Here is a 14,807-nt window from a genome sequence, read left to right on the forward strand (position 1 = left end):
GCTTGAGAAACCAGATTTTCTTTCATGTAACCATCTCGGTTCTGGTTCATCTGCTTGCGGTAAGAGTCGTCAGAGTTGTCACCACGGCAGTCGCCAGGTACCAAGCCAACAACAACACCTGCATCTTCAACAGATTTCCATGATTTCCATGACTGCTCAGATTGTGAAGAGCCGAACTGGTAATCACCGTTAATAGCTCCAACGCTGCTTCGTGATCTTCCAGCTCCAGAAGCCAGGTTAACTGCGTTGGTCAAAGCTCTGTCTTTGGCTCCCATTTGCATCATGGTTTGCCCTACGCCCATAACACTGGGATCATTTTGTACATACTGACCTGGAATTACATCATCGGCTGAAACAATTGAACCCATTCCCATGAATCCAACAAATACACTTACTGCTACCAAAACAATTGCCTTTTTCATACTTCCCTCCCCTACTAGGGTGATATTAGAAATCGAAACTCACTAATATTAGCGATTTGATATTTTTTATAAAATAAGCAAAAACCCTTTTTTTAATTAAGAATATATCCTATTATTTAATAAGAATAATCTTATTTTATTTATTATTCGTGTAAATATATTTGGGAAAAATACAAGGTTGAGAGTAAATTATGGATGAAAAAAAATAAGAATTAATCTTATTTTAATATAGGTGAAATTCTTATAAATAATTTTAATGCTTAATATTATTTTGGTGTTTAATGTTAATTATCAATATAAATTCACATATTTTCTTTGCCTGTGTGATTGTTGATTAAATAAAAATACCCTGCTTCTAATAATTAACTACTTTGCATTTTATAAGATAAAAGGTTGTTTTTTTATAAGATTAAAGAATTTTATTTTAAAGAAATATCCCATATTATTTCATTAAATAAAATAGGTGGAATTACTACTTTAAATATAGTCAAATCTCTTGGTAATTATCGTTGGGCTGGGACTTTATTTAGTAACTATATGTGGATAGATAAGTTGATTGAGATAGGCATAAGAAAATTAGTAGTGTAGATTTTGATTTATTATAAAGCTTTATATTTATTGAGTTTAAGGGTAAGGCATTGTGTTGGTGAGTAAAAATGAATAAGCAATAAAAAAGCCGGTAAGGTGTTCCCTTACCGGCTTTAGAATCTTCAACTAAAAGTTGCTTTTTTTAGCAAACTACTTGATTGTGGGATGATAGCCCTCGCAATCAGATTGAGAGACCAGCTTTTCTTCCATGTAACCATTGCGATTCTGGTTCATCTGCTTGCGGTATGAGTCGTCAGAGTTGTCGCCACGGCAGTCGCCAGGTACCAGTCCTACAACTACACCAGCATCTTCAACAGATTTCCATTGTTTCCACGACTGCTCAGATTGTGAAGAACCAAATTGAAAGTTACCACCAGATGCGCCTGTATTGCTATTAGCTCTTGATCTGCCTGCGCCAGACGCGAGGTTGACCGCGTTGGTCAATGCCCTGTTTGCTGCGCCCATTTGCATCATGGTTTGTCCAACACCCATCACGCTGGAATCGTGCTGTCCATATGATCCTGGTATCACATCATCGGCTGAAACAATGGAACCCATGGACATGAAGGCTACAAATGCGCTTAATGCTACAAATAAGATTGTCTTTTTCATAATCTCCTCCCCAACTGTTGTTTGGAAATAAAACGATTAAACTACACTACATTAAAATATTAAGCGGCCTCATACTTCTTAGCGTTAATCGATGAATTAGATTCATATAATCCTATAATATATAAAATATAACCTATATATATTATAGGATTATATCCTATATAGATGTCAGAATTTATAACCTTATTTGACGTTTGTCAATAAAAAATCGGTACTTCTTGGAAACACCATCAAATTGCTGAAGAAAGAATTCTGAGTGAGAGGATGAAAGTTAATTAAATAATTGAATTAAATAGGGTTTAAATTCTCCCCGCTGTTATTCAGTGTCTAGGTTGAAGTAAAATACCATTTGTTATTTTTCCAATTGATTGCTTTAGATAGGTAAGTGTTTTTTTATATTACGCGAAGTTGGATTAATGATTTGAAATTCGTATAATGAAAAAACTTTTATGATGAATATTTAACTTTAAAAAATAATACTCAATGACAACAAAAAAGCTTTTTACTTTGGAAGAGGCAAATGCCATTGTTCCCCAACTATTAGGTTGGGTCCCGGAAATCCAAAAATTGTCGAACTCTATGAACCGTGATTTCCCCGATGTTCACAACGCTCGGGAAAAGGCCAAGTGGAATGGAGGAAGTTTAGAAGGCGCTGAATACCTGAATGTAGTTTTGAAATATAACCGTTTGATCCAGGAAATTGAATCGATCGGATGTGAGATAAAAGGGATACGTGAAGGATTGATAGATTTTCCATCTATCAGAGAGGGAAGGGAGGTTTACCTGTGCTGGAGAATGCCGGAAAAAGAGATTCGCTACTGGCACAGTATGGACGCTGGTTTTGCTGGACGTCAGCCTATTTAGCTGCTTTATCTGCCCCAGAGATAAATGGCTCAAGATAGTGAAAAAAGTATCTCCTCTTAAAGGCAACACTTGTTCATTTTTTGTGCTCTGCGAAAATTTTTCTTACCTGTTGAACTATTTTTGAGTTTCCTGCCACTGCGGTACCCTCTTTAATACTTGCTTTATTTCCAGAGAAATTCGCGAATCGGCCTCCTGCTTCCTGAACTAGTATTTTACAGGGTGCGTAGTCCCATATTTTTGCCAGGGGGTCCACCATCACATCTACGACACCTCGCACAGCCATTAAATGACCGAATGCATCCGGGTAGGTTCTCACAATTCCCGCTTTCTGGTTCAGGCTGTTATAAAGAAAGGTGCACTTTTCGCTACGAAAGCAATAGTGGTCCGCAACTGCGATGAAAGCTCCCTTAAGGTTGGAGTGGGACGAAACCTTCAGGCGTTTGCCATTGCCATAGGCACCTTTTCCTTTTACGGCCCACGCAGTTTCTCCGAGGGCTGGTAGTTCGATGATGCCCAGCACGGGTTCCCCCTGATGCAGAAGGGCTATCATGGAAGCGAAAAGTGGAAGTCCTCTTACAAATGACCGTGTGCCATCTACCGGATCAATGGTCCAGACCCATTCGGCATCTTCATTATGGTTGCCAAATTCTTCACCAATTATTCCGTGGTCAGGGAAGTGTTTAGAAATTTTTTTGCGCAGAATCTCTTCGGCTTTTCGGTCGGCGATAGTGACAGGGCTCTGGTCTGCTTTCAGGTCGACGGAAAACTGCCCTCGATACCATTTTAATACTTCTGCTTTTGCGGGTTTCATAAAAGAAAGCGCCGCGTCTTTAACTTCCAGTAAGTTCATTCTTTTAACAACAAGACCTCTCTTAACTATATTGCTTTGAAAGAGATAAGGAAAATATCATTGCTTTAATGAGTGTTAAAAAACTATAATTGAGAATTGTTCGAAAAACTTATTTGTTTTATATACCAGGGATTAAAAATTATGCGTGATAAGAATTTAATGGTTGCCATTATAGCTTGTTTTGCAATCACTATTCTTTTTTTGCTGGTCATAGTCTGGGAGATAAAAAAATCCATTGACCACGATGAGAGAGTACAACAAATATCAAAAAAAGCCAATGATGTGGAAGTAGCAGATAATCGGGATTTCAGCATTTATGAAACTCTTGTTGGAGATGATGGGCGAGAGATGGTGTTGATTCCTGAAGGTATATTCTCACGTGGATCAGACTCAGGTGGGTTCGATGAGAAACCCATGCAGGAAATATATCTAGATGCATATTATGTTGATAAATATGAGGTGAGTGTGGAAGCTTATAACAAATTTCGCAAGGCGGCCAACTATGTAGAACCTTCGGTCCCTTTTTTTCAGGGTGACGGTGAAGTCATGAAGATTCCCAACAATGCTGTTGTTGGTGTTTCCTGGCAGGATGCGACCAATTACTGCACTTGGGCGGGCAAGAGACTACTGACCGAAGCAGAGTGGGAAAAAGCTGCGCGTGGCACTCACGGATTAAAGTATCCATGGGGCAATAAAGTTCTTCCCGATCGTGCCAACTTCGCTGGTACAGGTGATGGTTTTGCCTATATGTCACCGGTTGGAAAATATCCTATGGGCCGAAGTGTTTATGGTGTCTACGATATGGCTGGCAATGTTTCCGAATGGGTCAATGATTTCTATGACCAGTTTTATTATAAAAATTCGCCGATGATGAATCCTACTGGCCCTGAAAATAAAAAAAATCGTGTATTCCGTGGTGGGTCTTGGGATGCGAGAAGTGTGGACATCCGTACTTCTAAACGTTTCGCAGCTACACCTGGTAGAAAGGATGGTATTTTGGGTTTTCGTTGCGGTCGCTCTAAAAACCCTGAATAACTCTTCTGTGCAAAGCCATGTACATAACTTGCCAGGCAGAATTGATTTTGGATGACTGATCAAGCTTTGCAAGTTACCTGCGGAGTATAAAGATATTGCAATCAACCAATGAGTCCAGTAATCCGCTGGCCAATAGATGTTTTCCTTCCCGAATCTGGGTTTTCCTGTTTTTTTTCGTATCTGGTGCAACGGGCTTGATCTATGAAGTTGTGTGGACCCGTTTGCTCACTCTTGTGATGGGTAACACCCATTATTCAGTTTCCACAGTCTTGACAGCATTCATGGGTGGGTTGGCACTAGGCAGTTATGCTGGTGGTAAAGTGATTGACAGAAAATTCAATCCTCTTGCTGCCTATGCATATCTGGAAGCAGGAATTGGTTTGTACTGTCTGCTCATTCCCACCCTTATTGATCAAGCATTCCCGATATTCAAATGGGTTTACCTCAATCTTGGAGACTCTTATACCCAGGCCAGTTTAGCTCGTTTTCTGATTTGTGTTGCGATTCTTATCATTCCCTCTACGTTCATGGGCGCGACGTTGCCCGTTCTCAGTAAATTTGTTTCTCAAGATGAAAAACTTATAGGAACAGATGTAGGAACCTTATACTCCATAAATACTTTTGGCGCGGTATTTGGAGCTTGGGGTTCGGCCTTTATATTCATGAGGCTGTTTGGGGTCCAATCTACCATCTGGATGGCGGCCATGCTGAACATGGCGATCTCCGCCGTAATTTTTCTACTCTTCAAACCTCCTTTAATAGATAAAGAGCTCTCTGTAATAAAGAGTGTTTTATTGCCTCTGAATCAAAGGGAAAAGTTAATCCTTTTGAGTTTTGGGCTTTCGGGAATGGTGGCTTTGGTTTATCAGGTTGCATGGAACCGAATTTTATCACTTTTATTGGGTTCTTCTGTCTATGCCTTCAGCCTGATATTGACTGTTTTCATATTTGGACTGGCTTTGGGAACGGCTGGGTTTTCCCGCCTTCTGCCCAGATTCACTGATGTTATGAAAGTGTATGGGGTTACCCAAATAGTGATCGGAATCTTTGCCCTTTCAATCATTCCCTTTTTTGCTCACATCCCTTTTGCCAATCGTTGGATTTATGAAAACTGGGGATTGCAGTTCGAGTCTGTTCAACTGGCAAACTTCATTCTTATTTTTGCCTTGATTTTTGTGCCGACTTTTTTTATGGGAACTCAATTCCCACTTGTCATTAAGCTGATGGTGCGGAAACTGGAAACCCTGGGACACAACGTGGGAAGGGCATATGCCAGCAATACAATCGGAGCTATCGTTGGTTCTTTTGTTGCGGGTTTTATCTTGATACCTGAGCTGGGACTTCAGACCACAATGATAAGTGGCGTGCTTCTTAATATCCTGATCGGAATCGCAATTCTTGCTTTAGGTTCAAACATTAGCTTTAGCTTGAAGATTTATTTTCTGCCTTTGGTGTTGATGTTTTCTATTCTGGCAGCAAAATCAATCGATCCCTGGGACAAGTCTGTTATTTCCAGCGGTTCTTTTATGCCCTACCGTATAGCGGATCTTAAAGAAGCGGAACAAAAGAAAAATAAAATCCTCTTTTTTAAAGAAGGAATGCACACCACGGTCACAACAGAGCTTTCAGTGTCTGGAAATATATTCCTGCGTGTTAATGGAAAGACTGATGCTTCATTGGCTTTGGATATGAGAACGCAATTGCTCTCCGGTTATCTGCCTATGTTGTTTCATTCCGATCCCAAATCTGCTCTGGTGATTGGGCAGGGTAGCGGGATCACTTTAGGTGCGGTGGAGCAGTTCCCGGTTGACAAAATTAAGCTTGTAGAAATCTCCCCTGCTGTCATTGAGGGCTCCCGCTTTTTTGATCCTTTTAATCACCATGCATTGGAAGACAAGCGATTGACCCTGAAGCTTGAAGATGGGCGTAACCATATAGCGCTGACAGAAGATACTTATGACGTTATTGTTTCAGAACCTTCCAATCCATGGATTTCGGGAGTTGGAGCTTTATTCACCGTCAACTTTTTTGAACTGTTGAAGAAACGTTTGAATCCGGGTGGGGTGGCATGTATCTGGGTCCACACAAATATGTCTCCAGAAAGTTTTAAGTCAATCATAAGGTCGTTTAGTAAAGAGTTTCCTTTTGTGAGCATGTGGGAGTCTATAGCCGGAGATGATTATCTGCTGATAGGGTCTGAAAAGGAATATAGCCTGTCTTATGAAAAAGCCCGCCAATATTTGTCAAATGATTTAGTGGGACGTGATTTGCACCGGATTGGTATCGACAATGTTCCTGATCTTTTGAGCCTGATGATCATGTCCCGGGAAAAGTTGCTGGAGTTCAGTGCCTCGGCTCCCTTGCATACCGATGATAATTCTTTGCTGGAGTTTAATGCTCCCAAATATGTTTATAAGGATGAACGGGCGGTTTTAGTCAGGCAATTGACACCTTATATTAAGTTGGTTCCAGATTTTGTAAAATTTTCTGATGCTGATGTTCGTGAAAAAGTGATGCCAAGTCTTGTGAAACTGGAGAGGTCTGAAAGCCAGATTGAAGATATTAAAAATAAGGCTTCTTTAGAGAGACTTTTAGATAAAGCCATGGGAGAATTTAATGTTGGCGATATCAATGGGGCTTTGAAAAGCTATAGAAAGATATTGGAATTAGACCCTGATCATGTGATGACTCATTACAACATGGCCAATATCTTTCTTGAACTCCAGTTGATGGAAAAGGCTGAGGCTTCTTTCCGGAAAACCCTGGATATCAATCCGTATTATGTTTTTGGTTCGATAGGGCTTGCCCGACTTTATGTGTTTTCAGGAAAACCTGATAAAGCTATTGAAGTTTTGCAGGAATCTCTAAATTGGTACGGGGGAGATCAGGAAATCAGCTTATATCTTGGGCTGGCTTATGCTTTCAAAAAGGAAACGCAAAAGGCCATTGCGGAACTTAAAAAGTCTTTGCAATGGGATCCGACTTTTCCTCCGGCGCATTATTACCTTGGAGTCCAGTATCAATCCTGGAATCCGGGGTTAGCCAAAAAGCATTTGCAGACATTTTTAAAACTGGTTTCATCGCGACCGGGCTATGAAAATCTTAAGCCGGGTGCGGAAAAAATATTAAATAAACTTTGACCAGAAAGCTGGTATAATCGAATATGTATCTATTAATCCTGCCGGAAAATTCCCAGTAACCTGAATTGAAGGTCCAATGCCAGGAAAAATTAAAGCTCTGTGGTACTTTTGTATTATCGTTGTCATTGTCGGCTTTATAACACTTGCCGCCAAAGACAAAATGGAAGAAGCTCGTGTGCAAACAGAGGCTGAAACTAAGGTTGCGGCTGAAATACAAAAGAAAATCGAAGAGAAAACCGTCAAGATAGATCCCGTCAAGTTGGTTCGTGAACTGAATGCGCTTGGCAAATACCAGGAAGCCGTCGAGGTTGCTAGAAAGGCTGGGGAAAGAAACCCGGATAATGCCGAAATCCATACTTGGTGGGGAATTTCCCTGGTCAAACTGAATAAGAGGGGTGAAGCCATTGAGCGTTTCATTCATGCCTCAAAAAAGGATCCTACAGATGAAAAAGCCCACCTGTATTGGGGGCTTACCTTGGCAATGGATAAAAAATTCCAGGAGGCTATAGGACATTACAGGACAGTTTTGGAAATCAACCCGGAGCACAGCAACGCCTATGCTTACTGGGGGGCATCCCTGAGTGCTTTGGAAAAACTGGATGAGGCTGTTTCTAAACTGGAAGAGAGTTTAGCGCTAAACAGATTTAACAGTCAGGCTTATGGGGTTTTGATTGATGTCCTTTATAAGCAGAAAAACTATAAGCTTGCCTGGGAAATGATTCACAAAGCCCGTGCGGACAATGTTTCACTTCCGCAGACTTCAATTGACCAATTGTCGAAGGTTTTTCCTGATCCTACCCATTAATTATGAAATTTCTTAGGTTTTCGTCCGACTAATCGGAACTTGGCACGGTAAATGCATTTTTACGACAAAAAGATGTAATTGTGTCAAAATTGCAAAAACTGAAAATACGGCTTGAATTTTTTTAGGCTGACGTTTAATCTACACTTGACTTTTAAAGTGGTTTGTAAGTTGTTAAACAATTAAATTGAAATTTACTAAATTCAAGGCCACACGAGATATTAAGAATATGAAATTTATAAGATTCAGAAAAATTATCATTTTTGCTGTTTTCTTCTCATTTGTTTTGTTTTCTTCTTTCTCTTGGGCAGAAATTTCAACGTCTGATACAAAAACACCAAACTTTATCAGTGATATTACTGACGATTTAATCGCTCAGACTTCTGAAGTAACTATAAAGCTTGAAAAAAGTGTTCCTCGTATCACAGAAGACACATCCGCATTTGATGATTCTTCGTCTATCGAAACGGCTCAGGGAACGGTGAGATCCTCTCAGGATGTGGAAGACTATGAGGACCTTGAAGATCCTTTTGCTGGAGATACAAAGGACCTGCCGATTTTAACCGATCCCCTCGAGGGATATAACCGTTGGATGTTTGGCGTAAATGAATCCCTCTATGACCATGTGCTGGAGCCTGTTGCCAGGGGCTACAGGAATGTTGTGCATGAGAATCTGCGGATTGGTATAAAAAACCTTTTTTCCAATGCCATGTTTCCGGTCAAGTTTTTCAGTAGCCTCCTCCAGTTAGATTTTGAAAAATCAGGTCGAGTTCTTGCGCGGACTCTGATCAATACGACCTTTGGAATTGGTGGAATTGCGGATGTAGCAGGCGAAGAATATAATATCGAAGATGTTAACGAAGATTTCGATCAGGCTCTGGGTTCCTATGGTATTCCAACGGGTCCCTATGTGGTATTGCCCTTTTTTGGGCCATCTACAGCGCGTAATATTGTGGGCAGGGCGGCGGATGGTTTCTTGAGTCCAACCTTTTTCCTTGCACCAGGTTTTGAAGTTAGTGCAGGTCTTACTTTTGAAGAAAATATCAACGCGGTCTCATTCATTGTGGATGATAAAAAACAGTTGGAAGAAAGTGCCCTGGATGAATATGAAAGTATTCGTGACTTTTACCACCAATACCGACACGGGTTGGTAAAAGAGTAGTTATTTTCCCTTCCTTATTTCCCTTGTTTTCCCGTTTCTTCCTGTAAGTTTTTCTTGTATTCTTTGATATATCTCCAAATATAAAATTTTAATAAGGTTCCCTAATTGTGCCCAATAATCTAATTAACGAATCCAGTCCCTATTTACTTCAGCATGTCAATAATCCTGTTGAATGGTTTCCTTGGGGACAAGAAGCCTTGCAAAAGGCAAAATCAGACAATAAACCAATTTTCCTGAGCATAGGATATTCTGCCTGCCATTGGTGCCATGTAATGGCGCACGAGTCGTTTGAAAATGAAGAAATCGCAAAAATCATGAATGAGAAGTTTGTCAATATTAAGGTGGACCGGGAAGAGAGACCAGATGTTGACGCTGTCTATATGAAAGCATTGGTGGAATTGACGGGCCACGGTGGATGGCCACTCAGCATGTTTCTCACTCCAGACCAAAAGCCTTATTTAGGAGGCACCTATTTCCCTCCTTTTGCTAAATATAATCGCCCTGGGTTCGCTCAGGTTCTGCAACAGGCCCATGATTTATTCGCGGGTGAGAAAAATCAACTTGAAACCCGGACGCAAAATATTCTGCAAAAGATGCAGGGACGAAAAGGAGTGGCCCGAGAAGTGTCTCACGACCAGTTGATTCAAGAAGCTGTAAGCATTCTGAATGACAGATATGATGAGGAATTTGGAGGTTTTGGTTCAGGCATGAAGTTCCCGGAACCCATGCACTACACACTTTTGCTGAGACATTGGGCCCAGACAGGTGAAACACTGAATATTCTTGATAAGAGTTTGACTGCTATGGCAGAGGGTGGGTTGTTTGATCAGTTGGGCGGGGGTTTTCACCGTTATTCTACAGATCGTAAATGGCTGGTACCGCACTTTGAAAAAATGCTTTACGACAATGGCCTGTTGGCAAAACTTTTTATCGATATGTTTCAAGCTACCAAGCAGGATATATATAAAACCACTGTTATAGAAACCTTCTCTTGGCTCTTGCGTGAAATGACATCTGATGAAGGCGCGTTTTATGCCAGTCAGGATGCTGATTCAGAAGGTAAGGAGGGGACCTGGTATACCTGGGAGTTGAAGGAGGTCATGAATTTGCTGGGACCCAAACATGCCAAGGTTTTTGCAGGCGCTTATGGATTGGTCCCACGTGGCCACATTGATGGGCGAAATGTTTTACATGTTAAAGAGAGTGTTGAAAAGTTGTCGGTATCTGAAAACGTCCCAATTTTTGAAGCGGATCATATTTTAAGAAAAGGGAAAGAAACGCTTTTTGATGCTCGTGAAAAAAGACCAAAGCCTGCGACCGATGAAAAAATAATCACTGCCTGGAATGGCTTGATGATTACTGCTCTTGCCTGCGGATCTAGTGTTTTGGATGATCGGAGTTATTTGGATTCAGCTATCCGTTGTGCAGACTTTATCTGGTCAAAGCAATGGCAGTCTGGAAAACTATTACGTATTTACAAGGATGGTCAGAGCAAAATTAGCGGTTGTCTGGATGATTATGCTTTTTTCCTGGAGGGTTTGATAGCGATTTATGAGGCAGGATTCGACACCCGATGGCTCGAGCGGGCAAAGGAACTTGCCGAGGCCATGATTGACGAATTCTGGGACGAAAAGGAGGGAGGGTTTTTCCTCACCGGTAAATCGGGAGAAGGTTTGATCGTTAATCTGAAAAACCCTGCTGATGAAGCCTTGCCTTCTGCCAACGCAATAGCGGCTCAGGCATTATTAAGGCTGGGACGCCTGACAGGAGAAGAAGCTTATATAAGCAAAACAGAAGGCACCTTGAAGGCATTTAAGCCTTTGATGGAGAGAAGTCCGGCCGGATACACAGGCTTGTTATCGGTTGCGAGTGCCTTGAGTCTTCCACCCGTCGAGGTTGTCTTTGCTGGTCCCCGGGATCATCAATCATTTGATGAAATGTTGCATATTTTGCACACCGACTATCGTCCAAATAAAGTCGTAATTTGGAAGAAAGACGAATCAACGGGTGCTTTATTGCCATTGGCTCAAGACAAGAACGCAGAGCAAGGCGAGCCTACCGTTTATCTTTGCCAGAACAATACTTGCCATGCACCTGTGCAAACAGCAACTGCCCTTAATAAACTGCTCGAAAGACCGCAGGAAATTCGCTTGAATATTTTTGATGAAGAAAAAAAGAATGCCCAGATACTGGAACAGGAACAAGCCAACTTCATGGGCGTGATGGGTGATATCTTTCAACAGATTGGAATCCAAAAACCCCCCTCTGGCGAGGGAGGCGGTGGGCAATAGCTCGTTAAGCTGATAGAAGCTTTACCCGCAGTTCGTCAGGGCTTGTTATTTGGCAAACACTCTTCTTTGTATATAAATTTCAATAATATTTTTAGCGTTGCTGGAGACGGCAATATCATGCATGCCGCTATGGTTGTAGTCGCCGCTGGTGATCGCTAAAGGAGTGCCGCCTTCAACCACATAATCACGGGTGGGGAACTTGAAGGATCCATCAGCATTGCGGACGATCATTGAAAAACTGCTTGAGCGGGAATTGGCAACTGCTACATCTTTTAATTTGTCAGGATTAAAATGACCAGTGGTCAGGGCGAAAGGGCCGCCCCCTCCGGAAAAGGCCAGGGGTTCCTTGAAACTACCGTCACCCTTTGAAGTGAGCAAATAGATATTGTCTCCCTGGCCCGAGGCAAATACCAAATCGTTTTTGCCATCATCATTCATGTCGCTGGATATTACAGCCAGGGGCACCATTTTATCTGCCAGCCGTTTAGCTTTTTGAAAAGTTCCATCCCCATTTCCCATAAATAACCTGATTGAACTTGCGCTTGAACTGCTGGTCGCCAGGGCAATATCCAGAAACCCGTCTTCATTAAAATCTTCTGTCACTCCAGAAAAAGATCGGGAACCAGTGAGGTATGTTTCTCCTTTTTTGAAGCGACCGTCTCCAGTGCCAAAATATACTTCCATTTTCGAAAAGGTCAGGGTAACGGCGGCATCCAAAAAACCATCTTTATTGTAATCCCCCAGAATGATATTTAATGGAACTTTACCGGTTTTAGTCTTCAAAGGTTTTCTGAACTTGCCGTTTCCCTTACCAAGAAAGACTAAAAACATTTCCTGGCCTCTTGCATTCACCGCAATGTCGGGCACGCCATCTTTGTTGATATCACCCACAGTCGACATTGTGGGTTCGGCTCCTGTCTTTATTGTTCGGCCCGTTCGGAAACTGCCATCTCCTTTTCCATACAGTAGTGTGAGTGTGTTGTTTTTGGCGTTAGTAGATACCAGGTCCGGCTCTCCATCCAAATTCAGGTCAGTGGTCAATAAGTGGGCCGGACCATGGCCGACCTCTATAACATCATACTTGTAAAATAAGTCTGGAGGACGCTGTGGCAGATCACAGGATGACAGGAGAAAGACTCCACAACACAGGGCAACCCACGTCATATATTGGAAATAAGAAAAAGTTTGCTTGTTTATTATATAGTTGGGCATTTTGTTTTGAGACTTCCGAATACCTGGAAATGCCTTGATTTTATTGAGTGACTATGCAAAAATTCGCCTTTTGCATAAATTCATTATAATATAGTGAGTATAATAGTTTAGTTGAATGCAATCAATTAACCCCTCGCTCCAGATTTAGGCTGGAGCTACTTTAACCCATGAGGAGGTATCTGTTGAGATCTTACCAGAGTGTCCTGATTCTTAAACCCGATATTGACGAAGCACGTGTTGCTGAAGCCTTAGAAAAAATAGGCGAGTTTATCAAGAGCAACGGAGGAGCGTGTCTGAAAATTGAAAACTGGGGAAAAAAACGCCTCGCCTACCGGGTAAAGAAAAACCGATTCGGGATATACCTGAACCTGTACCACACCCTTGAATCCGCCAAAGTCATTGAGCTGGAAAATAAATATAAGCTTTATGATTTAATCATCAAGTTTATGGTTGTTCGTTTAACTGATGATGAGCTGGAAAGAGCCCTTGGCAAAGAAACTGAAGTTGAGAAAGAGGCCGGAGATGCAGACAAGGCTTCTGTCGAGAGTGAAGAAGACTCTTAATCGGTGGAGTAATTAAAGGACTAGATATGGCTTCGTTTAACAAAGTACTTCTTATGGGCAATCTGACCCGAGACCCGGAATTGCGTTACACAGCGAGTGGTGCTGCAGTTGCCAGTTTTGGTCTGGCGGTCAACCGTAAGTTCAAACAGGGAGAAGAATGGAAGGATGAAGTCTGTTTTGTTGATATCACAGTATGGGCTAAGCAAGGCGAAAACTGTGCACAATATCTGAATAAGGGAAGTCTGGTTTTTCTTGAAGGCAGGCTGAACTACCAGACTTGGGAAGCTGATGGTGGCCAGAAGCGCAGTAAACTTGAAGTGGTAGCAAATAATGTGCAGTTTTTAACTCGCCAGGGAGAGAAAGTAAACATGAGCCCTGATGCGACTTCTGCCCCAGCTGCTGACGATATTCCGTTTTAATAAACACTAAAAGAAGGTAGTTATGTCAGAAACTAAAAAGAGTTCTGTATTTTCTCAAAAAATTTGCAGGTTTTGCAACGATGACCAGAGCAAAGTTTATATCGACTTTTATGATGTGAAAGCATTGAAACCGTTGATTTCCGAAAGAGGTAAGATTGTTCCTTCACGGATTTCGGGGAATTGTGCCAAGTGTCAGAGAATTTTGACCCGAGCGATTAAAAGAGCTAGGAACATTGCTTTGTTGCCGTATGCTGTAGAGCACTAGACTTGCCGTTACCATCTAAAAATCTGCCTGTAATACTGGTAGTTATTCTGGTATTTGCCCTTTTGGTTTTTCCTCCATTAGGGGCATTGATTGGTGTTTTATCTCCTTTCCCTCTTGTTTTTATTTATTTGCAGAGGGGCAGGCAAGTTGGCATTGCCTTGGTCGCATTGGTTTTTGCTGTACTCCTCGTACTGGTTGGATCTAGTCAGGCAATGTTGTTTTTAGCTGAGTATGCCTTGATGGCTCTGGTTCTTGGAGAGTCAATTCGAATCCAGTTGCCTGGAGACCGGTGCATAGTTGGTAGTGCATTGGTGTCAGGTATTGTATCAATGATTTTATTGGCTACTTTACTTGGTGACCAGGATACATCGATAAGAGAATTTTTTGAAAAACAGGTGCGTGCCCACTTCTCCCAGTCCATCGAAGCGTTTAATTCTATGGGAGAAGATAAAGCGGAAGTCGAGGAGATGAAGAAATTCGCTGAACGGGCGGCAGAGGGCTTTGCCACGGCTTATCCTGCCTTTTTACTTATAGGATCTTTAGTTGGTGCCGCGGCAAACTATGCTCTAATAAGAATTGTTT

14 protein-coding genes are annotated in these 14,807 nt (G+C 41.7%); 10 read left to right on the forward strand and 4 right to left on the reverse strand.

Annotation, left to right across the window (positions count from 1 at the left end; genetic code table 11):
- Together F3741_06370 and F3741_06375 are read right to left on the reverse strand one after the other, a co-directional pair.
- Positions 1 to 422 (reverse strand): hypothetical protein (locus F3741_06370; protein ID MZG30420.1); only part of this gene is annotated, 422 nt, incomplete at its 3' end.
- A gap of 738 nt (positions 423 to 1,160) precedes the next feature.
- Positions 1,161 to 1,622 carry a hypothetical protein gene (locus F3741_06375; GenBank protein ID MZG30421.1) on the reverse strand — a complete coding sequence of 154 codons (462 nt, stop codon included), beginning with the start codon at positions 1,620 to 1,622 and terminating at the stop codon, positions 1,161 to 1,163.
- Between the two features lie 483 nt (positions 1,623 to 2,105).
- Between F3741_06375 and F3741_06380 the strand changes: the two genes are divergently transcribed.
- A complete protein-coding gene (locus tag F3741_06380) occupies positions 2,106 to 2,486 on the forward strand; it encodes a DUF2203 domain-containing protein (protein MZG30422.1) in 381 nt (126 codons plus the stop codon).
- A gap of 73 nt (positions 2,487 to 2,559) precedes the next feature.
- On the opposite strand, the gene F3741_06385 is transcribed toward F3741_06380, so the two are convergent.
- Entirely contained in the window at positions 2,560 to 3,336 is a 777-nt protein-coding gene (locus tag F3741_06385) for a hypothetical protein (GenBank protein MZG30423.1), read from the reverse strand.
- A 159-nt stretch (positions 3,337 to 3,495) separates the two neighbouring features.
- On the opposite strand from F3741_06385, the gene F3741_06390 reads away from it, so the two are divergent.
- The 5 genes from F3741_06390 (at position 3,496) to F3741_06410 (ending at position 11,766) form a co-directional block, all read left to right on the forward strand.
- The gene (locus F3741_06390) at positions 3,496 to 4,371 is read left to right on the forward strand and encodes a formylglycine-generating enzyme family protein (protein ID MZG30424.1); all 876 of its coding nucleotides are present in this window, start codon (positions 3,496 to 3,498) and stop codon (positions 4,369 to 4,371) included.
- A 125-nt stretch (positions 4,372 to 4,496) separates the two neighbouring features.
- Positions 4,497 to 7,511 carry a tetratricopeptide repeat protein gene (locus F3741_06395; GenBank protein ID MZG30425.1) on the forward strand — a complete coding sequence of 1,005 codons (3,015 nt, stop codon included), beginning with the start codon at positions 4,497 to 4,499 and terminating at the stop codon, positions 7,509 to 7,511.
- A 76-nt stretch (positions 7,512 to 7,587) separates the two neighbouring features.
- Entirely contained in the window at positions 7,588 to 8,316 is a 729-nt protein-coding gene (locus F3741_06400) for a tetratricopeptide repeat protein (protein MZG30426.1), read from the forward strand.
- 226 nt (positions 8,317 to 8,542) lie between these two features.
- Positions 8,543 to 9,475 carry a VacJ family lipoprotein gene (locus tag F3741_06405; protein ID MZG30427.1) on the forward strand — a complete coding sequence of 311 codons (933 nt, stop codon included), beginning with the start codon at positions 8,543 to 8,545 and terminating at the stop codon, positions 9,473 to 9,475.
- Between the two features lie 104 nt (positions 9,476 to 9,579).
- Positions 9,580 to 11,766 carry a thioredoxin domain-containing protein gene (locus F3741_06410; GenBank protein ID MZG30428.1) on the forward strand — a complete coding sequence of 729 codons (2,187 nt, stop codon included), beginning with the start codon at positions 9,580 to 9,582 and terminating at the stop codon, positions 11,764 to 11,766.
- A gap of 45 nt (positions 11,767 to 11,811) precedes the next feature.
- On the opposite strand, the gene F3741_06415 is transcribed toward F3741_06410, so the two are convergent.
- A complete protein-coding gene (locus F3741_06415) occupies positions 11,812 to 12,978 on the reverse strand; it encodes a VCBS repeat-containing protein (GenBank protein ID MZG30429.1) in 1,167 nt (388 codons plus the stop codon).
- A 167-nt stretch (positions 12,979 to 13,145) separates the two neighbouring features.
- On the opposite strand from F3741_06415, the gene rpsF reads away from it, so the two are divergent.
- The 4 genes from rpsF to F3741_06435 all read left to right on the forward strand — a co-directional run.
- Positions 13,146 to 13,541: a 30S ribosomal protein S6 gene (rpsF, locus tag F3741_06420; protein MZG30430.1), complete on the forward strand. Its 396-nt coding sequence runs from the start codon at positions 13,146 to 13,148 to the stop codon at positions 13,539 to 13,541.
- Positions 13,542 to 13,567: 26 nt separating this feature from the next.
- Positions 13,568 to 13,960: a single-stranded DNA-binding protein gene (gene ssb / locus F3741_06425; protein MZG30431.1), complete on the forward strand. Its 393-nt coding sequence runs from the start codon at positions 13,568 to 13,570 to the stop codon at positions 13,958 to 13,960.
- A gap of 22 nt (positions 13,961 to 13,982) precedes the next feature.
- The gene (gene rpsR / locus F3741_06430; protein MZG30432.1) at positions 13,983 to 14,225 is read left to right on the forward strand and encodes a 30S ribosomal protein S18; all 243 of its coding nucleotides are present in this window, start codon (positions 13,983 to 13,985) and stop codon (positions 14,223 to 14,225) included.
- 2 nt (positions 14,226 to 14,227) lie between these two features.
- The coding region (locus tag F3741_06435; GenBank protein MZG30433.1) for a DUF2232 domain-containing protein at positions 14,228 to 14,807 on the forward strand (580 nt) is incomplete at its 3' end.

It is taken from the genome of Nitrospinota bacterium (assembly GCA_009873635.1).
Taxonomy (GTDB): domain Bacteria; phylum Nitrospinota; class Nitrospinia; order Nitrospinales; family VA-1; genus LS-NOB.

Coding starts and splice junctions, on each gene's coding strand:
- F3741_06375 (MZG30421.1), bottom strand. CDS start 1,622: ATGAAAAAGACAATCTTATTTGTAGCATTAAGCGCATTTGTAGCCTTC.
- F3741_06380 (MZG30422.1), top strand. CDS start 2,106: ATGACAACAAAAAAGCTTTTTACTTTGGAAGAGGCAAATGCCATTGTT.
- F3741_06385 (MZG30423.1), bottom strand. CDS start 3,336: ATGAACTTACTGGAAGTTAAAGACGCGGCGCTTTCTTTTATGAAACCC.
- F3741_06390 (MZG30424.1), top strand. CDS start 3,496: ATGGTTGCCATTATAGCTTGTTTTGCAATCACTATTCTTTTTTTGCTG.
- F3741_06400 (MZG30426.1), top strand. CDS start 7,588: ATGCCAGGAAAAATTAAAGCTCTGTGGTACTTTTGTATTATCGTTGTC.
- F3741_06405 (MZG30427.1), top strand. CDS start 8,543: ATGAAATTTATAAGATTCAGAAAAATTATCATTTTTGCTGTTTTCTTC.
- F3741_06415 (MZG30429.1), bottom strand. CDS start 12,978: ATGCCCAACTATATAATAAACAAGCAAACTTTTTCTTATTTCCAATAT.
- rpsF (MZG30430.1), top strand. CDS start 13,146: ATGAGGAGGTATCTGTTGAGATCTTACCAGAGTGTCCTGATTCTTAAA.
- ssb (MZG30431.1), top strand. CDS start 13,568: ATGGCTTCGTTTAACAAAGTACTTCTTATGGGCAATCTGACCCGAGAC.
- rpsR (MZG30432.1), top strand. CDS start 13,983: ATGTCAGAAACTAAAAAGAGTTCTGTATTTTCTCAAAAAATTTGCAGG.